At 37.2% G+C, this 23,239-nt stretch carries 23 protein-coding genes; 12 read left to right on the top strand and 11 right to left on the bottom strand.

From position 1 onward, the window contains the following. Positions 1-69 precede the first annotated feature (69 nt). The 7 genes from QM491_RS06925 to QM491_RS06895 all read right to left on the bottom strand — a co-directional run bounded on the left by QM491_RS06925 (position 70) and on the right by QM491_RS06895 (position 7,819). Complete coding sequence (locus QM491_RS06925) at positions 70-1,383, bottom strand: type IX secretion system plug protein (protein ID WP_283326635.1); 1,314 nt, start codon at positions 1,381-1,383, stop codon at positions 70-72. A gap of 243 nt (positions 1,384-1,626) precedes the next feature. Then, complete coding sequence (locus tag QM491_RS06920) at positions 1,627-3,558, bottom strand: ABC-F family ATP-binding cassette domain-containing protein (protein ID WP_283326633.1); 1,932 nt, start codon at positions 3,556-3,558, stop codon at positions 1,627-1,629. A 49-nt stretch (positions 3,559-3,607) separates the two neighbouring features. Beyond that, a complete protein-coding gene (locus tag QM491_RS06915; protein ID WP_283326632.1) occupies positions 3,608-4,129 on the bottom strand; it encodes an NADPH-dependent FMN reductase in 522 nt (173 codons plus the stop codon). Positions 4,130-4,282: 153 nt separating this feature from the next. Then, entirely contained in the window at positions 4,283-4,879 is a 597-nt protein-coding gene (locus QM491_RS06910) for a Crp/Fnr family transcriptional regulator (RefSeq protein ID WP_283326630.1), read from the bottom strand. Positions 4,880-5,093: 214 nt separating this feature from the next. After that, positions 5,094-6,644: an FMN-binding glutamate synthase family protein gene (locus tag QM491_RS06905; protein WP_283326628.1), complete on the bottom strand. Its 1,551-nt coding sequence runs from the start codon at positions 6,642-6,644 to the stop codon at positions 5,094-5,096. Positions 6,645-6,786: 142 nt separating this feature from the next. Continuing rightward, positions 6,787-7,362, bottom strand: coding sequence for a DUF502 domain-containing protein (locus QM491_RS06900; protein ID WP_283326626.1), 576 nt, complete (start codon positions 7,360-7,362; stop codon positions 6,787-6,789). Next, positions 7,322-7,819 (bottom strand): DUF4139 domain-containing protein, encoded by a 498-nt coding sequence (locus QM491_RS06895; protein ID WP_283326624.1) that lies wholly within the window; start codon positions 7,817-7,819, stop codon positions 7,322-7,324. The genes QM491_RS06900 and QM491_RS06895 overlap by 41 nt, the downstream gene beginning before the upstream one ends. 144 nt (positions 7,820-7,963) lie before the next feature. Between QM491_RS06895 and QM491_RS06890 the strand changes: the two genes are divergently transcribed. The 5 genes from QM491_RS06890 to QM491_RS06870 all read left to right on the top strand — a co-directional run bounded on the left by QM491_RS06890 (position 7,964) and on the right by QM491_RS06870 (position 12,503). Continuing rightward, on the top strand, positions 7,964-9,034 hold the full coding sequence (locus QM491_RS06890) for an Ldh family oxidoreductase (protein ID WP_283326622.1): 1,071 nt from the start codon (positions 7,964-7,966) through the stop codon (positions 9,032-9,034). Between the two features lie 48 nt (positions 9,035-9,082). Next, a complete protein-coding gene (gene mltG, locus QM491_RS06885) occupies positions 9,083-10,132 on the top strand; it encodes an endolytic transglycosylase MltG (RefSeq protein ID WP_283326620.1) in 1,050 nt (349 codons plus the stop codon). A 110-nt stretch (positions 10,133-10,242) separates the two neighbouring features. Continuing rightward, a complete protein-coding gene (locus QM491_RS06880) occupies positions 10,243-10,653 on the top strand; it encodes an acyl-CoA thioesterase (protein WP_283326618.1) in 411 nt (136 codons plus the stop codon). Positions 10,654-10,692: 39 nt separating this feature from the next. Beyond that, complete coding sequence (locus tag QM491_RS06875; protein ID WP_283326616.1) at positions 10,693-11,637, top strand: YihY/virulence factor BrkB family protein; 945 nt, start codon at positions 10,693-10,695, stop codon at positions 11,635-11,637. 242 nt (positions 11,638-11,879) lie between these two features. Next, positions 11,880-12,503 carry an L-threonylcarbamoyladenylate synthase gene (locus tag QM491_RS06870; protein WP_283326614.1) on the top strand — a complete coding sequence of 208 codons (624 nt, stop codon included), beginning with the start codon at positions 11,880-11,882 and terminating at the stop codon, positions 12,501-12,503. Between the two features lie 438 nt (positions 12,504-12,941). On the opposite strand, the gene QM491_RS06865 is transcribed toward QM491_RS06870, so the two are convergent. After that, positions 12,942-13,676: an MlaE family ABC transporter permease gene (locus QM491_RS06865; protein WP_283326612.1), complete on the bottom strand. Its 735-nt coding sequence runs from the start codon at positions 13,674-13,676 to the stop codon at positions 12,942-12,944. A gap of 213 nt (positions 13,677-13,889) precedes the next feature. On the opposite strand from QM491_RS06865, the gene QM491_RS06860 reads away from it, so the two are divergent. The 7 genes from QM491_RS06860 (at position 13,890) to QM491_RS06830 (ending at position 18,648) form a co-directional block, all read left to right on the top strand. Continuing rightward, a complete protein-coding gene (locus QM491_RS06860) occupies positions 13,890-14,567 on the top strand; it encodes an SDR family oxidoreductase (protein ID WP_283326611.1) in 678 nt (225 codons plus the stop codon). A gap of 91 nt (positions 14,568-14,658) precedes the next feature. Then, positions 14,659-15,084, top strand: coding sequence for a tRNA (adenosine(37)-N6)-threonylcarbamoyltransferase complex ATPase subunit type 1 TsaE (tsaE, locus tag QM491_RS06855; protein ID WP_283326609.1), 426 nt, complete (start codon positions 14,659-14,661; stop codon positions 15,082-15,084). Between the two features lie 85 nt (positions 15,085-15,169). After that, the gene (locus QM491_RS06850; protein ID WP_283326608.1) at positions 15,170-16,405 is read left to right on the top strand and encodes an alanine dehydrogenase; all 1,236 of its coding nucleotides are present in this window, start codon (positions 15,170-15,172) and stop codon (positions 16,403-16,405) included. A gap of 54 nt (positions 16,406-16,459) precedes the next feature. Further along, a complete protein-coding gene (locus QM491_RS06845; protein ID WP_283326606.1) occupies positions 16,460-17,206 on the top strand; it encodes a Fic family protein in 747 nt (248 codons plus the stop codon). Between the two features lie 13 nt (positions 17,207-17,219). Beyond that, complete coding sequence (locus QM491_RS06840) at positions 17,220-17,621, top strand: hypothetical protein (RefSeq protein WP_283326604.1); 402 nt, start codon at positions 17,220-17,222, stop codon at positions 17,619-17,621. 62 nt (positions 17,622-17,683) lie between these two features. Further along, positions 17,684-18,274: a Crp/Fnr family transcriptional regulator gene (locus QM491_RS06835; RefSeq protein WP_283326603.1), complete on the top strand. Its 591-nt coding sequence runs from the start codon at positions 17,684-17,686 to the stop codon at positions 18,272-18,274. Positions 18,275-18,411: 137 nt separating this feature from the next. Then, positions 18,412-18,648: a hypothetical protein gene (locus tag QM491_RS06830; protein WP_283326602.1), complete on the top strand. Its 237-nt coding sequence runs from the start codon at positions 18,412-18,414 to the stop codon at positions 18,646-18,648. On the opposite strand, the gene QM491_RS06825 is transcribed toward QM491_RS06830, so the two are convergent. From QM491_RS06825 to QM491_RS06815, 3 genes are all read right to left on the bottom strand, one after another. Next, positions 18,645-19,172, bottom strand: coding sequence for a L,D-transpeptidase family protein (locus QM491_RS06825; RefSeq protein WP_283326601.1), 528 nt, complete (start codon positions 19,170-19,172; stop codon positions 18,645-18,647). The two genes, QM491_RS06830 and QM491_RS06825, sit on opposite strands and share 4 nt — an antisense overlap. A 581-nt stretch (positions 19,173-19,753) precedes the next feature. Beyond that, positions 19,754-21,499, bottom strand: coding sequence for a M14 family metallopeptidase (locus tag QM491_RS06820; protein ID WP_283326599.1), 1,746 nt, complete (start codon positions 21,497-21,499; stop codon positions 19,754-19,756). 54 nt (positions 21,500-21,553) lie between these two features. After that, a complete protein-coding gene (locus tag QM491_RS06815; RefSeq protein WP_283326597.1) occupies positions 21,554-23,194 on the bottom strand; it encodes a M14 family metallopeptidase in 1,641 nt (546 codons plus the stop codon). Positions 23,195-23,239 lie beyond the last annotated feature (45 nt).

Genomic DNA, 23,239 nt, shown 5'->3' with positions numbered 1-23,239 from the left:
ACGGATATAATTATTGAGTGAATTTGGACTTAATAAATAATGGGTTTTGTGCCTTTGGTTGCTAAAATTCTACCTTGATTTGATAAGCGAATAACCTACCAAACTATCTGCTCGTCCACCTATAGACTGATGATAAACAAAGATTTCATACGAGTTTTCAGTTTGTGAATGACTACCTTCAATATCACGTTCGTTTATAATTCCCTTATTGTCTACAGTAATATACTGAAAATTATAAATACCTTGTTTGAGCTGAATAAAAGATTCGTAAGCGTTATTTTCGGGTACATAGTGCATTTGATTAGTTTCATTGAGTTTCCAATCATTATATGCTCCAAGGATATATACTTTTTTGTTGATTAATGAATCAGTTTTTAATTGAAAACTGACCCTCACATAGTCTGCTTCGGTGGCGCCTTTATTGGTTTCGTAATTATCAATCACAAACATTCCATCAAAGTCTTTTGTGTCCACATAAGCCAATCCATTTTGAGGTTTATCGGTAAACAGTTCAAAAACATTTTCTTTTTCTCCATAAAAAATATGGGAAATGCCAACCAATTTTTGTTGTGAACTTCGAATATCAAATAAGCGAAATTCGTTAATGCCTTCGATGCTATTTTCGCCATCAAAAAACTGATAATCTAGTTTTCTATTAAAATTATCAACCATAAAAGGCTGAAGATTTTTGAGGGTTTTATTATCTCGAAAGTTTTGACGAATAATTATTTTTAAGTCATTTTTTGGGTCAAGAATTTCGTAACCTGAATAATTAATCGCAAAGTTGACCTGTTGATGCGTGCGACGTTTGTCGGGAACATTAGAAAAAACGATTTTTCCGCCTACACTTACTCGACTATCATACACTTGAAATCTTCTGGACAGAACTATATCTTTTTCATTACGATTTTTGTACACAATCACGATAAAGTTACCCGAAACACGCACTTTAGGTAAAACCAGACTAAAGTGATTATACTGAGTTTTGGTAGCAAAAGAATTATAATAATCATAAATCGGAATATCGTTGTATTCAGAAAGATATTCTATTTCGTTGAGGGTAGAAGGTTGCCAGTCGGCATTACAATGAAAGATTTTTACACGAAAATTTTGGACAGCAGGGTTCAAACAATCAAATTCTAGTTTGAGGTTTTGATTATTGTTTAGGCCAATCACTGGTGGGTTCAAAGTCGCCTGTACGTTATTGGTACCGTCAAAAGGGTAGAGGAGCGGCGTTTTGATATAAGGCTCATAAATCTGATTGTCATAAATCAAAGTTTTACCTTTTTGGGCAAATACTGCAAAACTTATCAAAAGCAATAAGCCTGTTTTCAGTAAGTGTTTACCAAAAACAGGCTTTGCAGATAGGATAATGTTGGACATAGATAAACGGAGTATTGGTAAATGAGGAAATGGTGATTTAGTAGCGTATGCGAATTATTAAGCAATTTCGGATTTCTGATTTCGGAAATGAAATACCTATGTTTTTTACAAAATACAGTAAGTTACACTTCCGAAATCCAACATCTAATATCCGAAATAGATGATTCTTAAAATCCTTGATGCAGTTCTGCTTATGATTGAGCGACTGTTTCAAATCAATTTACACAATCTCTGAATCATTCCTTAGTTTACGCTTGCTTCTACCTCTTCTAGTTCAATCATAGCAGATTCCCAATCCTGATTGGCTTGTGCTAAATTTTGTTGAACTTCGTGATATGAGGCATTTGCTTTGGCTAACGCTGCACTATCGTTATAAATTGCAGGGTCACCCAATTGATGTTCCAAATCAGCTTTCTTTTCTTCTAATTTCGAAATTTTATCTTCCAAATCACTTACTTTTTGATTCAGTTTTTTGATTTGTTTCTGGGCTTCTTTTTTCGCAAAATCACTTACTTGAGTTTTCGCTTCGACCTTAGGTGCTTCTGCTTTTTTCTCTACTGGTGCAGGTGCGGCATTGGCTTGTCGCTCGGCTTGCCAGATTTCGTATTCATCGTAAGTGCCAGGGTATTCCTTGATTTGTTCGTCTTCGATATACCAGATTTTATTGGCAATTTCAGAAACAAAGAAACGGTCGTGCGAAACTACCACATAACTACCTTCATATTGTTGTAATGCCTGAATCAAGATATTCACCGACATCATATCGAGGTGGTTGGTAGGTTCATCCAGCAATAAAAAGTTAGCCTCTGAAATCAGAACCTTTGCCAAAGCTACTCTTGATTTTTCACCTCCAGAAAGTACCTTAATACGCTTGAAGACATCTTCGCCAGTGAACAAGAAACAGCCTAAAACGCTTCTTAATTCTGTTTCTAGCTTGGCAGTTCCTGCCATTTTTAGTTCATCCAAAAGCGTATTATTGACATCCAAACTTTCAAGTTGGTGCTGTGCAAAAAAGGAGTCAATTACATTATGTCCGAGCTTGCGTTCGCCATCGAGGTTTTCGGTACCTGCAATGATTCGTAAAACGGTTGATTTACCTTTTCCGTTGGCACCAATTAAGGCAATTTTATCACCACGTTCGATTACTGCATTAGTACCACTCAAAATACGCTTGGAACCGTAAGCTTTGCTTACATCTTCCAAGTTCATGATAAAACGCCCAGGCTGAGTACCAAAGTTGAATTTGAAATTCACTTTTGCTGCTTCATCAATCACATCATCAATTACATCCAAACGAGCTAATGATTTCACACGTGATTGTACCTGACGAGCTTTGGTAGCTTTAGACTTAAAACGTTCGATAAAACGCTCAGTCTGACGGATCATGGCCTGCTGATTTTCATAAGCACCCTTCTGGATTTCATTTCTCATGGCTTTTTCTTCCACATAAAATGTATAGTTCCCAGAATAAGGAATCAACTTGGCACCTGTTACTTCCACAATCGTATTTACGGTATTATCCAAGAAATAACGGTCGTGAGATACTACGATAATAGCGCCTTCGTAATTATTGATGTAGTTTTCTACCCACTCAATCGACGGTAAGTCAAGGTGGTTGGTAGGTTCATCGAGCATCAATAGCGAAGGACGTTGCAAGAGTAATTTTGCTAGCATCACACGCATACGCCAACCTCCAGAGAAAGTACGTAGCGGCTGACTCAAATCGGCAGTGGTAAACCCTAAACCTTCCAGAATCGCTTCGGCTTCGGATTGCATAGTATATCCACCCAAGGCATCAAATTCGTCTTGGACTCTCGCTAATTTATCGACATCACTATCCTCGTAATTCGTTTCCATTTTGTGCAGGATACGGTCGATTTCTTTTTGCAAGAAATTCTGGCGTTCGAAAGCCTGCATAGCTACCGAAAGGATAGATTCGTCGGATTGATAAGAAAGTAAGTCTTGATTCAAAAACCCGATAGTGCAATTGCCTGATTTTGAAATGTTTCCACCATCTGGCTGATATTCGCCTGAGATAAGGCGCAAAAGAGTTGATTTCCCTGTTCCGTTAGCCCCAATCAAACCGATTTTGTCTTTTGGTTTGATGTGTAAGTTGGCTTCATAATACATCGGGCGACTCCCGAAGTAGAATGATAAATTATTAATAGATAACATATCACAAAGATAGTGGAAATTGTGGACTTGATGGATAACGCTGTGTATGCTAATTCGGTATTAAGAAATTTTTCATAAAATCCTCCAATAATCTCTTCGTCTCCTGATGAGTTATAGCTCCTTCCGGCGCTATTTTTCCTTTTACTCCTTGAATCAACAACTGAGTGTTGTCACGAAGTGAAGCCCCTAATGTTCTTAAAATTAGTTGTAGCTCTTCATGCCCTTTAGCACCGTTGGCTGAGGCGGTAATTAAACCAACGGGTTTATCCGAAAAAATCACGGTTGATACAGACCACTCTAAAAGATTTTTTAAACCACTCGGAATCGAAAAAACATATTCGGGTGTACAAATAATAACTCCATCTGATTGCATGATAGATTCTCGAAACTGAACTATCTCAGTCGGTGTATTTTCAACAGAAAGCTCAGGGGCGAAGTGGGAAAAACGTTTTAAGTCATCAAAAATCAGAAATTCAATTTTAGACGAGCATATAGATTCAAGATATTTGATGATACTCAAGTTAGAAGAGTTAGCGCTGGCACTGCCAACAATGGCAACGATTTTTTTCAAGGCTTTTGGGTGTTTTATCAAAGTGTTTTTTCTTTTTAATTCTATTAAAAAGATTTTAGTTCACTCACAAAAAAAAGACCGCACGTTGATAAGAACAGTGCGGTCAAAAACTGTTTAAGTGCAGAGAGTTTTGTCAATTTCAGAAGATTTTTCTCATATTTTATCTGTCGAAATTTTATGGCTTCTCGAACGCAATCTACTTAACGATTCTGGCGTAATACCCAAATACGAAGCAATATGGTACTGTGGGATACGTTGCATCAAATGAGGATAGGTTTGCAAAAATGCTTCGTATCTTTCATTAGCGGATTTCTCGATAAACCATCGCAAACGTAAATCTTGCTGAATCAGAATGGCTTGTAAAAATAATCGACCCAATCTTTCCCAATTGTGAAAACGGTCATACAACTTTTGTAAATCTTCAAATTGAATCGCAAGACCATCGCAAGGTTCAATCGCTTGTACAGCTTCGTAAGAAGGTTGTTGTGTAAAAAAGCTTACTGCCGAAGTGTTAAACATACTTTCCTCTGCAAAATAATTTGTGATTTGTCCCTTGTTTACAACTGGAACATAGTTTCTCATGATACCCCTATTAATGAAAAACACCTCCTTTGCAACTTCTCCAACTTGTAATAGATGTTCATTCTTGCCTAGTTTCTTTGGATAAAAATTCTTTTCTATTAAATCTAACTCCTCCTTCGTAAAGTCCGAAACGAATTGCGAAACTACTTCTCTAATGTGGGTGTACATAAATTATTATTTACTGGTTATAAATACAACGTGTGTGTGACTAAGTTGTTAAGGTATCTGAAAGAACGAAGTTTACTCAGTGATGAAAAAACTAAATGAAAGTGTAAAATACGTAAAAATAGTCAGTAAATTCAATTTTTTTGTGATAAGGAAGTATAGGAAGTGATGAGTGAAGGACGCAGTTGGAAGGAAGCCCCCAACTGCGTGAAAATGCTTATTTTGTAGCCTTATTTCCTCCAAGAAACGGTGATGCCAATAACTCTGACACACCTTTGAAAGGAATCGTAGTTTTGTCATAACCCAATGCGGTGGCTAATGACTGAGTTTTGTTATTGTCACCCATAGCCATATCTACATCTTTCATGGTCATCTGTGACGGGTGCTCATAGCCACAAGCGTGGGCAATTTCGAGCATTTCTTTGTTGAGCGTTTTGATGTAGTTATAAAGACGCTCACTTTTTAGAGCTGGGTCGATACCCCCTTGTAACCATTTGCTTGAGGTGGCAATTCCTGTTGGACAACGGTTGGTATGACACACTTGTGCTTGAATACAACCAATCGACATCATTGCCTCACGACCAACATTGATTAAATCGCATCCCATAGCAAACGCCATCATGGCTTTTTCTGGAAAACCTAATTTTCCAGAACCAATAAATACGATTTTGTCTGCCAGCCCATAGCGTTGAAAAATTTTATAAATTTTACTAAAAGCAAAAGTAAATGGCAACGAAACGTGGTCTGCAAAAGCATGAGGTGCAGCGCCAGTACCGCCTTCACCTCCGTCTATTGTAATAAAATCTGGACCTTTGCCTGTTTTGACCATATACTGTGCTAATTCTTCCCACATTTCTAATTTACCTACAGCCGATTTGATACCCACAGGCAAACCTGTATTGTGAGCCATCTGCTCGATAAACTCTACCATTTCGGGTATAGTAGAAAATGCAGAATGATATGCTGGAGAAATAACATCTTTTCCCATTGGGATATGACGTATGTCGGCAATTTCTTGGGTAATTTTTGAAGCTGGCAAAACACCTCCTTTGCCAGGTTTTGCTCCTTGAGATAGTTTGAGTTCTAAAGCACGAATAAATGGATTATCCTGCGTCATTTTAATGAGTTTTTCCATCGAAAAATTCCCATCATCGTCACGTACACCAAAATATGCAGTACCAATATTGACTATTACATCTGCCCCAAATTTATGGTAGGGCGACAATGAGCCTTCGCCTGTGTTGTGATAGCAACCAAATTTGATAGCTCCTTTATTTAAAGATTCGATTGCTTTTGCTGAAAGCGAACCGTAACTCATGCCCGAAATATTCACAATTGAATAAGGTTTGTACGGACGCTTACGAGTGTGATATTCACCAATGGTTTTGGCACAAGGCACAGCGCTTGGGTCTTTCAAGTTAGGATGCTCTTTGGGTAGCTTTAGCCCTAACATAGCGTGTTTGATAAAGATATACCCTACTGAATTAAAGTCTTGGTCTGAACCAAAGCCCTGTAGGTTATTCTCTTTTTTGGAAGAAGCATATACCCATGCTCTCTCTCCTCGATTAAAGGGCAATTCTTCACGGTTGTTGGCCACAATGTATTGGCGTAATTCGGGCCCGATTTTTTCGAGCATGTAGCGAATATGCCCAATCACAGGAAAATTGTGTTGAATGGTATGCCTTTTCTGTAGAATATCACGGATTGCCAGTCCCACAATCAGTATCACAATCCAGACGCTCCAGTGTAAGTTTTGAATGAAATCCATAAAGTTGATTGGAATTTTTTTAGGTTAAAAAGAATAAAGACTCTAAACTACTCAAATGTGCTTGTTTTATTAAACCCATTGGTGTATTCTAAGCTTGTTTTAAGATAGAAAGATAAACTTACAAGGCGTGTTAACCATACTTTTACTTGTCTTGTGTAAGAGATACGCCACCCGAAATAATCATTTTCATGGCGTCCGATGACGGAATATCCAAATGAATAACACTATTTTTGGGAACAATCATCATTTCGCCAGAAAAGGCATAAGAATGTGGGCAATATACCATTACATCGCCGTCGAGGGATAAAAAACTTAGATCGCTTTGGGTAATAAAGCCAATTTTTTTGATGCCATTTTCTTTATTGATTGTAAAAAGCACAGGCTGGTTAAACTTTTTTTTATCGCCAACAAATGCTTCTACTAAGTCTTTGAGTGAGAAATAAATAAGTCCAACTAGGGGCAATCTGGAAAGTCCTTCTTCAAAAATCCTGAGCACAGGTACTGCCAGAAATGAAGACCCCAAAAATCCCACAATCATAATAATGGCTAAGAGCACAACGAGTCCTGTACCCCGAAAATGAAAGTAAAAATGTTCGTCAAGTGAAGATAGTAAGTTGAAAATAATATAGCCCGTAATATAAACTGGTGCTAGTAACAGTAGACCTTGTACAAAATAACTAAAAAGCTTTGCGCTTATACGTTTGAATCTGAAAGACATTTTTTATATCTATTATGGTTTTGCCTTTTGGATAATGAACTCGATAACTTAAAATGATTGTTTTGGCTTCTTTGGGTTTGAGTGAAAAGTCCCATAAAAGTTTATTTCTGTTGTAATCTACGGTAGCATCTGAGTTTTCTTCCATTTCAAAAACAAGATCAGTGTCTTTAATATTGGGGATAGTTTCGCCGACCACAATGTTTAAAGTCTTCAACCATGGATTATATACTCGAATAGCTATTGAGCGATATTCGTGAATAAGCTCATCGTCTACCCGTTTGGTATGATGTTTTATATCACGTCGTATTTTAATTCTAAGATTTTCCTCAACACTCAACGAAAGTGTATCAGGCTTGTTGAAGGAGCTTAACTTTAGTGACTTGTTTTTTTGCGCAAGAATGCTGTAACAAGTACAAAAAAAGAGAACGAAAAGTGCCGTCTTTAAAGTTTTTTGCAAGATTTTTACCAAAATATTTTTCAAGGTCTTCAAAATAAGGATGATGGCTAATATCAGTGATTTTTCAAAATAGAGTCATTCAACGAACATTTATTCGTAATTTTGCATCAGAAATCTCAAAAGAAATATTCAAAGTTTTAGATAATGAATTTTCAATATACACAATTACAAGAATTTATCCAACAGGTTTTTCTGTCGATTGGATGTAGCGAAGCAGATGCTTTATTAGCATCTCAGGTATTGATTTCAGCCGATTTAAGAGGGGTAGATTCGCATGGTATCGCTCGCTTAAGTGGCTATGTACGATTGTATGACAACGGTCGACTCAATCCCAAGCCAATTATCAAAATCGTACACGAAACGCCTTCGACTGCCGTTATAGATGGTGACAAAGGGTTAGGTTTGGTAGTAGCACCCAAAGCAATGGAAATTGCGATGGAAAAAGCCGAAAAAGTAGGCTCTGGCTGGATTTCGGTTCAAAATTCTAATCATTTCGGAATTGCGGGTTATCATGCCATGAAAGCTTTGCATAAGGATATGATTGGTTGGGCTATGACAAATGCCGCACCTCTAGTGACTCCAACGTTTTCGAAGGAAAAGTTATTGGGCACAAACCCTATTGCAGTAGCTGTTCCTGCTGCTGAAAATCCTCCATTTGTAGCCGATTTTGCCACTACAGCGGTGGCTTATGGCAAAATGGAGATTTTACAACGTAAAGGTGCGCCTGCGCCACTTGGTTGGGTACAAGATAAAGACGGTAATCCGACCGACGATGCCAATGCAGTGAAAAACGGAGGAGCATTGTTACCATTAGGTGGCGACCGCGAACATGGGTCTCACAAAGGATATGGTTTAGGTGCGATTGTAGATATTTTCTCTGGTGTACTTTCTGGAGCCAATTTTGGTCCTTGGGTTCCGCCTTTTGCTACAGCTGGATTTATGGCTGCTGGCGAACAAGTAGGAAAAGGTACAGGACATTTTTTGGGTGCGATGCGTATTGATGGATTCAGACCTGCCGACGAGTTTAAAGCTGATATGGACAAATGGATCAATCGTTTTAAAGCAGCGCCAGCGGTAGACGGGAAAAATGTGATTATTCCAGGTGACCCCGAACGTGAACTAGAGGCTGAACGCAAAGCCAATGGAATTAATTTGCTGGAGCCTGTTGTTAATGACCTAAATGCCTTGGCAACTCGCTTTGGAATTAAATTTTAAAGAAAGCAATCTCAAGATTAACTCGATAAATAGCTTATCAAATCAAAAATGCAAAAGAATAACAAACTCATTCGCTATCTGATTATTACAGTTGCTTTGTTTGCGGCGATGTTCTCTTATTATGTTTGGCAAATTGCCAAAACGCCTAATTATCAGGTAGATGAAAAGAAAGGTTTCGCTTTGTTGATTCCTAAAGGAGCCACGTTCGAGACAGTTTGGGACTCTTTGAGTACCCATAAAATTGTAAGAGATGAGCTGTCATTTAAGTTTTTAGCCAAACTCCTAAAGTTTCACGAAAATGTGCACGAAGGTCGTTATATGATTACGGCTGAAATGGGTAATTATGAGTTATTGAAAAAGCTTCGTGCAGGGCGTCAAGATGCCATTCGTCTGACTTTCAATAATATCCGTCTAAAGAAAGATTTGGTGCATAAAATTGGTAATCGTTTTCAATTTGACTCATTAACCTTTGCCAATATGCTGAATGATAGTACTGTAGCCCGTAAATATGGTTTTACAAATGAGACTATCATGTGTATGTTTTTACCAAATACCTACGAAGTATATTGGACGGTTACTCCCAATGAGTTTTTTGATACAATGCACGGTTGGTACAAAAAATTCTGGACAGAAGAGCGTAAGCAAAAGGCCGCAGCCATTGGTTTGACGCCAATTCAAGCGCAAATTATGGCATCAATTGTAGAAGCCGAAACCAAAAAACCAGATGAAAAGCCAAGAGTAGCAGGGGTGTATATGAATCGTTTGAATGCTAAAATGCCTTTACAAGCTGATCCAACGGTGGTTTTTGCACACCAAGATTTTACTATTAAACGTGTAAATAGTACCTTGACAAGTATCAAATCGCCTTACAATACTTACAAGGTAATTGGTTTGCCTCCAGGTCCGATCAATTTGCCAGATTTGAAATCTATTGATGCTGTTTTGAATTATGAGCACCATAAATACATGTATTTCTGTGCAAAAGAAGATTTTTCAGGCTATCATAATTTTGCTGAGAGCTTCGAAGATCATTTAAACAATGCTCGTATTTATCAAGATGCTTTGAATAAACTCAATATTCATAGTACCAAAAAATAATACTCAAAGACCCAAAGACTATAAAGTATGGCATACATGGCAACTTTGTAGTCTTTGTGCTTTTTATACCAAATCAAAGCATCCAATTTCCTCAAAATTTCGTAATTCTTATGTATATTCACGAGTTCACATACCGAGTTCGCTATGCCGATACCGACCAAATGGGCTATGTATATTATGGCAACTATGCCCGTTTGTATGAAATAGGCAGGGTAGAAGCACTGAGAAGTTTAGGCTTTAGTTATAAAGAAATGGAAGATTCTGGTGTTATGATGCCAGTGTATGAAAACAAATCTAAATACATAGCGCCAGCGCTTTATGACGAAATGTTGACAATCAAAACGAGCTTACAAACTATGCCATCAGCACGTGTTGTATTCAATTACGAGATATTCAATACTGAAGGGAAATTAGTACACACAGGTGAGACTATCTTGGTTTTTGTAAACCGTGAAACCAATCGCTTAACAAAGGCCCCCAAAGAATTAACAATATTGCTACAACCTTATTTTGCGGGCTAAATCTAAAAGATTTTTTGAAGTAAAGTAAAAGATACTGGAATGCTCAAACGACTAAGAAATACCAAGTTATACTCCCTCGTAATCTATTTTTTACAAACAACACATTTAAAAAATACTACTGCAACTGTTTATTATGTACTGAAAATCTTGATTCAGAAAATCATTCAGTTCGATATAGACGTGCGTGCGGCAGCGGTTGCGTATAATTTTACTTTGGCGGTTTTTCCTACATTGATTTTTCTTTTTTCATTAATTCCCTATATACCAGTCGAAAACCTAGACGAAAGAATTCTTAATTTGCTTTCAGATGTAATGCCTGCGGGAATTTATGGGGAAGCCAAACGTACCATAGTCGAAATTATCAGTAAGCCACGAGGAGGCGTTTTATCACTCGGTTTTTTCTTTGCCTTGTATGCCTCTACGAGCGGAACAATGGCGCTGATGCGAGCCTTTAATTTAACGCTGACTACACAAGAAAAGAGAGGTTTTGTGAAAGCTAGATTGATAGCCGTAATGATGAATTTCTTGCTGACAATGGTATTGTTTGTATCGATTGTCGTATTGATTGTGGGGCGACTATTTGTGGATATGCTTTTTGAAGGAGGTATTATTAATCCCAATTTTACTTTTTATATTTTACAGGTATTGACCTATTTTGTGATTTTCGCGCTGTTTTTTCTGGTGATATCCATTGTGTATTATTGGGGACCATCGGTACACAAAAAATGGAAATTTATTAATGTAGGATCAATTACCGCCTCTATTTTGACAATTATTATTACGAATGGATTTTCGTATTATCTTTCCAATTTTGCCTCTTACAACAGGCTTTATGGAACAATCGGTACGTTTATTGCCTTGATGGTTTGGCTATATTTGATTGCATTGGTATTGATTCTTGGATTTGAAATAAATGCTAGCATCGACCATGCTATTAATGTGCCACCAGACAGTGAGGAAGAGTTTTTGTCGGTCGAAAAGTGAAAAAGCCGCACTTAAAGTAAGCACGGCTTTTTGTACCCTAACCCATAAAAATCAATGAAGTATTCCTACTTTTAAGCATTGATAATCAATTTTCCGCCATAATCGTGCCAATTTTTTTCGCTAAAAACAAAATAGAAACTTTTTCTAAAAAAAACCCTTTCTATTTTGTTTTTTAACTCCAAGTTCTCACCTTGTTGAATCATTAAATCGCAATCCACAGAATTTTTTAAGAAGGAGGTACCATGGCAGAGTTTATTAAGCTGTACGAAAAAGGTACAGATATGCGAAAAATCGACCAGATTGTGTCGTGCCTGAAAGACGGTGGCGTAATCATTTATCCTACCGATACGGTATATGGAATGGGGTGTGATATTCATAATACCCGTGCCGTTGAACGCATTTGTCAAATCAAAGGAATAAAACCTAACAAAAACAATTTCTCTTTTATCTGTTATGATTTAAGTCATATTTCGGATTATGCAAAAGTATCAAATGCTGCTTTTAAGCTCATGAAAAAAGCTTTGCCTGGACCGTTTACTTTTGTATTGGATGGTAACAACAAGGTTCCTAAAGTATTGGCTCAAGGGAAGAAAACAGTGGGGGTTCGTGTTCCAGATAACGAAATAACACGTTTGATTGTCAAAGAGTTAGGTAATCCTATTATCACAACGTCTATTCGTGATGAAGACGATATTGTCGAATATTCAACTGATCCAGAATTAATCTTTGAGAAATTTCAAAATGTAGTTGACATAGTGATAGATGGAGGATTCGGTAATAATATTCCTTCAACGATTGTAGATGCAACAACAGATGATTTTGAAATTATTCGTCAAGGAATGGGTGAGCTGGAGGAGTTTTTGTAGTTGTGAGTGATGAATTGTGAGTGATGAGTTGTTGGTTAGTTGGATTTTATTTTGCACCATTATTCATTATTAAACATGAGTCATTCCTAATTTAGTGAGTTGAGATTGAGTGATTATTTTTAAAAATTGTATTCTAGCAGTAGAGATGCAAAGCATTGTGTCTAAATATGTATCATTCCAAAAATTGTATTAAAACATGAGTCATTCCTAATTTTAAGATTGGGGTTATTCTCAAAGTTTTCATCAAAAAAGCGGTCGGAAAATATTTTCCGACCGCTTTTTTGATGCTACTATGTTAGATTTTACTCAGCTTAAGACGCAATCATTGCGTCTTAAGCTGCCAGAATACAAATTTTAAATTAATCACTCATTCATTCAATCGCTAAATCACTAAATTAGTGATGACTCATGTTTGATACTGAAATAAGGATGGCTATCTCAACCTCCCACAAGTAATTGTGCTAGCAAATAGTCGGCTACTAAAACGGCAATACAGCTATTAGTCACGGCTTTGGTAGATGACTGCCCCACCTCTAATGCTCCACCTTTGGTAAAATATCCTTGAAAAGCTGAAATTGAAGCAATCAAAAAGGCAAAAACCACTGATTTGATAATCGCAAAGGGTACATAAATAGGATGAAAATCAAAACGCAAACCCTGAATATACTCTGATGGTGAAATAGCACCTGAAAGCCAACCCGCCAAATAACCTCCATAGATAGAAAGAAATCCTGCTAAGGCTACCAACATTGGAAAAGTAATAATCGCACCAATGATTTTGGGTAAAACCAAGTAAGACGTAGAATTTATACCCATTACCTCTAAAGCATCAATCTGCTCTGTAATTTGCATTGTTCCTAACTGACTGGCAATGTGCGAGCCAACTTTACCTGCCAAAACAATGGCAGTAATGGTGGGTGCAAGTTCCAAAATCGTAGAGTCTCGTACAATCAAACTAATAATGTATTTGGGTACAAAAGGATTTGATAAGTTGGCAGCAGTTTGCACACAAGTTACAGCTCCAATAAAGGAGGAAACAATTGAAACAATGAGTAGAGAATTAATTCCAATTTCATAAGCCTCCTCAAATACCAAATCAAAATAAACCTTAAATTTTTCAGGATTTTTAAATAAATTCCCCATGAAAATGAAATATCTACCTATTCTTGTCACTTCGTTTTCTGTTAAGCGTTATAAGTTAGTAACTTCGTTGCTACGTTTTCGTAGCTATGACAACTTTGTTAAGCTGTGCCCTCAAAGATAACAAACCTTGTAGGAATAATCGGTGAAGGGAACAGAGTTTTTGTGACTGATGTTGTTTAAAAGAATAATGAAAACAGTGTAAGTAAAGATATTATTGGATATATGTACCATAAACAATCATTTATGAAATCAATCGTAGTAACGGGCGGAACAAAAGGTATCGGAAGAGCTATCGTAGAGAAATTTGCCCAAGAACAATATCAGGTGTTTACTTGTGCTCGTTCGGCTGATGAGTCCTTAAAAGAGCTCTCAAATGTATATTTTTTTAAGGCTGATTTATCAAAACGTAACGAAGTATTAGCATTTGCAGATTTTGTTCGCCAACATACCGAAAGTGTAGAGATTTTGGTCAACAATACGGGCTTTTTTATTCCGGGACAAATTCATAATGAAGAAGAGGGAACGCTTGAAGCAATGATTGAAACGAATGTTTACAGTGCCTATCATTTAACACGACAGTTTGTAAACCAGATGATTGAGTTGCGTTCAGGTCATATTTTTAATATTTGTTCTACTGCAAGTATTACAGCTTATACCAATGGGGGTTCTTATTGTATCTCAAAGTTTGCGCTTTTGGGTATGAGCAAGGTGTTGCGTGAAGAGCTAAAACCATTTAATGTACGCGTCACTAGTATTTTGCCAGGAGCTACCTTAACCAATTCGTGGGCAGGGGTTGATTTGCCAACTGAGCGTTTTATGCGCTCTGAAGATGTGGCTGAAGTAATTTGGACAGCCCACAAAATGCCAGCTAGTACAGTTTTGGAAGAAATTCTATTACGCCCACAATTGGGAGATATTTAATATATAATGAGTGGTTTTATTCAATAAATCGCTCATTATCAAATTACTAAATAGTAATCTGCCGCTCGAAATAGAAGAATTAATTTTAGAAATGGAAAAACAAATTCAATATCAAAGTCTGGAGCAATTACCAGAAGTAGCAACTCAAATTATAGAATTTGGCAAAAGTGAATTGGTCTGGTTGTTCGAAGGACAAATGGGAGCAGGGAAAACAACGCTTATCAAGGCACTGTGTGCACATTTGGGCGTTACCAATCATGTACAGAGTCCTACATTCTCGATTGTCAATGAATATGTTACCGAAAATGGAGAAACGCTATATCATTTTGACTTTTATCGATTAAAAAATGAAATAGAAGCCATGGATATGGGTGTGGAGGAATATTTTGACTCGGGAAACTATTGCTTTGTTGAATGGCCATCAAAAATCGAAAATTTATGGCCTTTGAATTATTTAAGTATTGAGATTTCGGTGCAAACTGATGGAAGTCGCCTTATTATTTTGAAAAAAAATTAGTAAACCTTCACGATAGAATTTTGGAAAGGTCAAGCAACACTTTATTTTCGTGCTATACTAACCCAATCTTGTGTTGAATAAAGCAATGGCTAAACAATCTGGATTTAAAGAAATACTCGCCCAAACAGGTCTTACTCAAACGGCTTTGATGCCTCAAGAAGCGTTGTTATGGACCAAGCAAAATGCAAAGAGCTTGTTCATTGGCTTACCAAAGGAAATTACTCTGCTCGAAAAACGTGTTTCCTTAACCCCCGATGCAGTATCGCTTTTGGTAAAAAATGGCCATCAGGTTTTGATTGAGACTGGTGCTGGCGAAGGCGCCAAGTTTAAGGATGCTCAGTACTCCGAAGCTGGTGCTCAGATTGCCTATTCGAAAGAGGAACTGTATAAAGCCGATGTGATTGTGAAAATTCAGCCACTTACGGAAGAAGAACTCGAATACTTAAAACATGGAGCAACTTTGATTTCGGCACTCAATATGCAAAAATCAACCAAAGAGTATTTTGAGAAACTGAATCGTAAGAAGGTCACAGCATTGGCGTATGAGTTTATCGAAGACAATGCAGGCGGATTGCCTTTGATTCGTGCGATGTCCGAAATTGCTGGAAGTACCGTTATGCTGATTGCTGCCGAATGTTTGAGTAGCGCCAATCATGGTATGGGCGTAATTTTAGGAGGAATAACAGGCGTACCACCTACGAAAGTAGTTTTTTTAGGTGCTGGTACTGTTTCTGAATACGCCGCTCGTACAGCGATTAGTCTGGGGGCTGATGTGAAGATTTTCGATAAAGATATTTATAAACTTCAGCGTCTCAAACATGCTATTGGTCAACACGTTTATACTTGTATTATAGATTCTCATGTTTTGCCAGAAGCAATTATTCAAGCAGATGTGGTGATAGGAGCATTACGTGCCGAAAATGGCTTTACACCATGCATTATTACTGAAGAAATGGTGTCGAGAATGAAACCTGACTCGGTATTAATAGATGTATGTATCGACCAAGGAGGCTGTTTTGAAACATCTGAGTTGACAGATTTAGCAAATCCTACCTATCGTAAATATGATGTGATTCATTATTGCGTACCTAATATTCCTTCACGCGTGGCACATACTGCTACACAGGCGTTGAGCAATATTTTTACCTCGTTTTTGCTCAAGACAGGAAAAACAGGTGGAATAGAAGAAGCAATTTTTGCCAACAAAGCTTTCATGAAAGGTGTTTATAGTTACAAAGGAAGTTTGACAAATGCTCAAATAGCAAAAAAACTAGGAATAGCTTATAAAGACCTAAGTTTGTTGGCGGCTGCTAGGTTCTAAATAAAACAAAATTATATCGATGGGCAAATTGATTACCTCAAGATATCTGAAGACTTGGAAATCATTGTTAGATCTCGATATTCAAATGAATTTTCGGAGGTAGAACAAATACGTTTGGATCCTCATAGCTTTACATTTTATACTTCTGTTTCTGTAATGTCTTCTTCTAAGATAGAAGGAGAACAGCTTGAAGTTGATAGTTTTGTGAAGCACAAACTTTTACAAATTGAATATCTTCCTGAGCTAACAGAAAAGCCGAATGATTTGTATAATGCTTATTTGTTTGCTCAAGATTATCCTTTAACGTATGCTAATTTTTTGGAGGCACATAAGTTGATATCTGCTCATTTGCTTCCCGAAAAATTAAGAGGCACGTTAAGGAAAACCGAAATGCTTGTTATGGCGCATAAAACGGGTAGAGTTCAGTATGAGGCAGCTCCTCTAGGAATAATCGAGACAGAATTTAAAGCTTTTTGGACTGAAATAGATGAGTTATTGCAAGAATCAATGTCTGTTGATGAGGTATTTTATTATGCCTCTTTTATCCACCTAGTATTTGTAAATATTCACACTTTTAGTGATGGCAATGGACGGCTAGCTAGATTACTAGAAAAGTGGTTTTTAGCTGAAAAAATGGGGAGAAGTGCATGGTTCATTCAATCCGAAAAATATTATTACAAAAACGTAAATACTTACTACAAGAATCTCGCAAGGTTAGGTATTTATTATGAGGGCTTAGATTATGAAAAATCGATTCCCTTTTTACGAATGCTTCCAGAGGCATTAATTTTTGAAAAGTAAAATTTAAAAAACAATGATTGAAGATTATCAAGCTATATCCAATGCCCCCAACTCTCCTGATTTGAATGGAAAGTACTTGGGCATTATTTCAACAGACTTCGCCTTAGTGGCAGAATTTGTTAAGGAAGCTTCTTATCAAATTAGAACAAGAGGTTTTTCAAAATATCCTATTTTTGCTGTTTCTCGTACAGTTGTGCCAGTTGGTTCAAAATTGATTGGTATCAATGAAATGAATGGAAATACTTGGAACTACAATGCCACTGTGGCAGAAGAGTTTGTTCAAAGAGGAATTATTTCGGCAGAAAGTATAGAGGTTTTTGAAACAAGTTACAAAGACCCCGATGAGTTTTGCTGTTTGTTTGTCTTTGATAATGATTTTGCTAGTTTTGTGTATATTCCTTATCCAGAAGATTAGTCACTTTGCTAAAAGTAAAGTAGTAGAAAATCGTCTGTAAAACCACTGTTATATTTACAAAGATGATAGTAAATCCCCAAAAAATAGAAATTGTGAAAGAGGCAATCTTCAGACTGGCAAACTTCTCGTCAGAAGAGTGGGACTTCTATCGTAGTCATATTGAAGAAGTTCAGTTTAAGAAAAAAGAATTTCTTACCGAAATAGGACAGGTAGAATCATGTACTTATTTTATCGTTGAAGGTGCTGTAAAATATATTTCCTTTAAGGAGGATAAAGAAATTTGTGTGGATTTGGGCTTTAAAGGAAATTTTGTAAGCTCTTTTGCTTCTTGCTTGGCTCAGATGCCTTCTTCGATTGGTATTCAGGCAGTTACGAAGGTTACAGCCATGCGTCTGCGCTATCAACCTGTTTTGGAATTGCTTGAGCGCTCCAAAAATGCCGAACGTTTTCACCGAAGAATTGCTGAGGGATTGTATATTCGTGAGACAAAGCGAACTTATAGCCTGATTTCACAAAGTGCCGAAGAACGTTATTTGAATCTAATTGCATATCAGCCAGATGCTTTAAGATTAATACCTGTAAAAGACTTAGCTTCTTTTTTGGGTATTCATCCAGATAGTTTGAGTCGTATTAGAAATAATATTAAATCATAAAGAAACATATTTTTTGTTTTTCAAGTAAGCTCTCTCAAAGGGGCTTTTTTGAAACTTTAATAAATGTAAATATGTTCATATATTTGTATATGCCTAACGAAGTTTTTATTATATTAGAATCTTAAAACAGTAATGACATGAATTTAAAGGATTGGAGTTTGATGAGATTTTTACGCTTGGCTGTAGGAGCTTGGGCTTTGACAAACGGAATTATGCAAAAGGATTTTTTACTTTTAGGCTTAAGTGCTATTGTGCTTTTTCAGGCTATTACCAACACTGGGTGTTGTGCTTCAGGAAATTGTAGTACTCCAACAAGTAAAAAAACAAATACAAAGGATGTATTGAAAGAACCTGTAGAGTTTGAGGAAGTTTAGGGATAAATGACAATGGGTGTACCAATAGGAACTGCATTATATAATTCATCAATTTCTGCATTTTGAACTGCAATACAACCTAAAGTCCAATCAAACCATCGATGAAATTTACCTAATAATCCCATGTAATTTCTCAGACCATGGATTTTGATTTCGCCTCCAACTGGACAGTGCAATTTTTGGGCATGTAATATGTCGTTTGCGTTGGGATAGGAGATTCCCAAGTTTTTATAATAGTCACTTTTGGGGTTTTTATCATTGATTATGTAACTTCCTTCTGGCGTTTTTAAATCACCTTCATATTCTTTAGCTCCAAGGGGTTGTCGTCCTAGTGCTATTGAGTAGGTTTTAAGGAGTTGACCATGTGAAAAAGCCAATAATTGTCTCTTTGATTTATACACAACCAGACTATCAATTTGAGCATTTTTGGGAAGAGGAGTTTCTGGTAAAAATTGATAGATTGCTAATCCAAGAATAAGAACAGGTGCTAAAATACGAAAGATAATTTTGAGAGGATGTGTCATGAAATTTGCAGGAATTAGAGAGAGAAAAGAAGAAATTTGATTACAAAGATAGTATATCGGTTTTCTCAGAAGATTGAAAAATAGCTATTTAGCGAAAAATACAGAGGTCTAGTTATTAAACGGTCGAAAGGGAATATTTGTATGTAACTATCCTTTGAAAAACTTGTGTTATACTGTTTTGGCTATTTAGGCTTATTCAGATTCGAGATACTATTTATCAAACATGGGTTATCCTAATTGAGTGAATTGTGATTGAGTGCATGAGCGATTGTTAGAATTTATATGCCAACATGTACTTTTGAAACTGAGTCGTCCTGAATATTAAGATTGGGATTATCCTCCAAGTTTTCATCAAAAAAGCGGTCGGAAAATATTTTCCGACCGCTTTTTTGATACTAAAATACTTTAGATGCCAAGCATCACAATTAGATGTAACGCATTTTGTCTCTGGTATTTAAAAAATAATTTTACCCGCATTAAGCACTAGGCTTTATGATGTAAGCTAAAAGTTGAAAAGAATTTCTCATGAAATAATTTAAGCTTTTTAGCCTAATGCCTACGGCTTACAGCCGAAAGTGTATTTACAAGGTTTTACTCGTTAAGCCTCCTTTCTGACTGTCTACTTCCACGGTTGCTTTATCCAGTTTTCCTTTAACAATCCAGCGAACTTTCACAGCACTCATTCCTGAAATGTTCGAAACTTCAATCGTTTGAGGCGTGTATTTTTGTTCTTTTGTCAAATTGATATCTTCGTTTTCAACAATCATTCCTGCTACTACATTAGCATTTTTCAAAGAAATATAATCTGGCCTTTCGATTTTGTATTTCAAATCATGTGCTGAGTGAGTTGGAATAACTTTGGCGTTGGTAACCACGGCTGTGACTTCTGTAAATCCGCCAGCTAATGCTTTTTGACGAATTTCTGACACTTCTAATTTAGGCATCTGCGAAGCATGCAACACTGTAAAAGCCATGTTTCTATGAGCATCTTCTTCCAACATAAAACCAGGGTGATTGCGAGTATAGTTTTTCTTTGGTCCACCTATTTCAATATCGCCATATTGTGGATGCTTGAACGGTTTCCAAGCTACATAGGCATCATTAAATAAGAGGGTTTTGCTAAACTCTTCAAAATCATTGTTTTGACCACGACCTTCTTCACTTTGTTTTCCAAATAATTTAGAAGAAGTGAACAATTCTGTTGAGAACGTAAATACCCCACGACCTAGAGCTAACCAATCGATTTCGCCTCCATAAACGGTGTATAGGTCTTTGTAAATCACAAAGTACTTATATCCCGGATTGATTTTCTCTCCAATTTTTCCGAAATAATCATACACTGCACCATCTTGAGGCACATAAAATCCTGCGTCTTCTTCTGCACCCGGACCACGTAAAAACATACCCCCATTGTTATGATAACTTTGTGCTCCAGCAATATTGGAATGAGCATATACAAAGTTTTTGACATTGCGTGTCTCAGCCAAAGTACCCGGATGATATAAAGCTCCTCGTTGAATGTAGTCAGGTTGCCAATTCCAGCCCCAATCACGGTTGGGGTCATAATAGCCAATCAAGTCTTCATTGACAGCACCATCGCCATCATTGTCAATGCCTTCATACCCTAGCATTTCATATTCGCCTTTTTCATCTGGCTTGGCAGGAATCATACGTTGTGGATTATCACAATCAACCTTCCAGCGACCGTAAGGCGTTTTGCGACGCATCATTACGATATTGCCATCGCCATCGAGGTCATCAAATTTGTCTTCGTCTGCCTTACCATCTCCATCATCATCAAAAGCCAACATTCCCGAACGAGGGGAGTGTGGAGTATTAGGGTTTTTCAAGAAATCCTCACGTGCATCTGGGTTGATGGTTGGAACGATATAAAAGACCTTATCTTTTAATAGTTGTTTGATAAAATCTACCGAATTAAAACTTTCAGCCAAATACCAAGCCGTGTACATAGCCACTTCAGTGCCTTGTATCTCGTTAGAGTGGATATTGCCATCGATATAAAAGCCTGGCTTACGATCTACATTTCCAGACTTAAAATCTGAAATTGTTAAAACCCACATATCTTTCCCTTGAGTCGATTTTCCGATAGACTCCACTTTTACCAAATCTGGATATGCTTTTGCTAAATCTTGACAAAAGCGAGTAATCATCGCATAATCGTTGTAATGATTCCAGCTAATTTTTACTTTTGGAGAAGCAGGGGTTCCTATAGCACGAAGTCCTGTGAGGTCATCGTTGATGGTTTTTTCTTGTGCTGCTGCACCCAACGAGCATGACAACAAGAATAGGGATATATATTTTTTCATGACTAAAATGCTAAAATAATTTGTTGAATATTGTACGTTGTGAAGTATAAAAAACTATTTCAGGGCTACAGATACCGTTTTAATACCTGTCATAGCATTACCAGCTTCGATGGTGATATTGCCCGAACCGCTAATCAACCAGCTATATTCTTGTGATTCACCAGCCGACATAGCACCTCGAAGGTTGACTTTTTTACCTGAAATAATCGTTTGTGAACTTGAAGTTTTCACCTCTGTTCGCACCTTTTGTACCCAACGCACACGATCCCCGATTTCTGAACCAGTTGGCAATAAACCTTTATTGGTTACTTGGACAGTTACGCGAGTTAAACCAGCAGAAACAGATTCAGTTTTTATATTAAGAATCTGTACATCTGGCATTTGAGAAGCAAATGCCTTGAAGAATTTGATATGTTTATCTGTGGCGTCATTCAAATAACTGATAGGAGGGTTCAGTTTTGCATAAGGAGCGATTCCCCCAACTTCAACGGTTTGATTTGGGAAATCTGGATGATTGATTTTTTGCCAAGAAACAAAACTTCCTTTTAGTTGCTGCGCATCAGCCCATTTCAAGAAACGAATATCTTCATTGTCGCTTACTTTGACCTCTTTTATTTCTTTCTTGGTAGAATCTTTTGTCGTAGTAACCTTTGGCGCCCACCATGTTGGCGTACTAAAACTTAATCTTCCGTAGTGATAGTAGGCAGTTTGGGAAAGATTTCCCTTGGTTTGTGGCATTGCAGGTGCATCTTTCAAACCTGTTTGCGTATTGTAGAGTTTGGTAATTTGTTCTCCTACCGAAGCATCTTTTTCTAAAATACCTGTTACAATTCGTTTCAAGGTTTTAGATTTATCAAACTTCGTAGCCTCGCTCAAGTTGTTGGCAGGACCAAAAGTAAATACTGCGTAAATATTTTTGGAAGTATACAAAAAGTCTAATAAAGCTTTCGTTTCTGATTCAGATGCTGCATATTCTCCCGAACCTTGTGTGAAAAATGGATAGTCGTAAGTACCATTTTTGTCGATATTAACTCCTCCGACTCCATCTTCATTGAAAACACCATCCTTGTCATTGTCAATACCTTCGCTGAGGAGGATATATTTGCCAACTTCCCCTTTGCTTGGGTCGGCCTTTACCATGACTCTTGGGTCTTCTTTGCTGATGATATAAGTTCCCGTTGGGTCTTCTATGCGCATCCATGTGATTTGTCCGTCGTTGTTCAAATCTTCAAATGGATCTTCATTTAAGCGTCCATCACGGTCGTCGTCGGTATCTACGTCGTTGCCACTACGCTCGAATTTGAGTTTTGCTGAAAATTGCTCTTGTGCATCAGGATTGATGCTAGGAATGATATAGAAGGTTTTTGATTCTAAAACTTTAGCAAGCGAATCAGAAGCCACAAACTTTTCTGCTAGTTGTAAGGCTACTTCTGTTCCGGCTAAATGCGTTCCATCTGCACCTGCCAAGATAGCAATAGCAGGTTTGGTACTTGCATCGCCTTTACTAAGTGTTATGGCAAAAATGTCTTTTCCACCTTTGCTTTTACCTATAGATTCTAATTTGACAGTGGTTGCGTATTTGCTACTGAGGGTTTTGAGGCGTGTACTCAGTTGTGCATGATTTGGATAGGAGTTTTGGGCAAAAGCGCAACCCGAAAAAGCGAGTAGCCCTGCCAGAATAAAGATTTTTTTCATTGTTAAGTACTTTTTTCTCGACTTCAACGATTCTCTTATTTCGAG

This window comes from Flectobacillus longus, from assembly GCF_030056705.1.
GTDB classification, from domain to species: domain Bacteria; phylum Bacteroidota; class Bacteroidia; order Cytophagales; family Spirosomataceae; genus Flectobacillus; species Flectobacillus longus.
The sequence above is the reverse complement of the archived record's forward strand: the minus strand, read 5'-3'. Positions and strand labels throughout refer to the sequence as shown.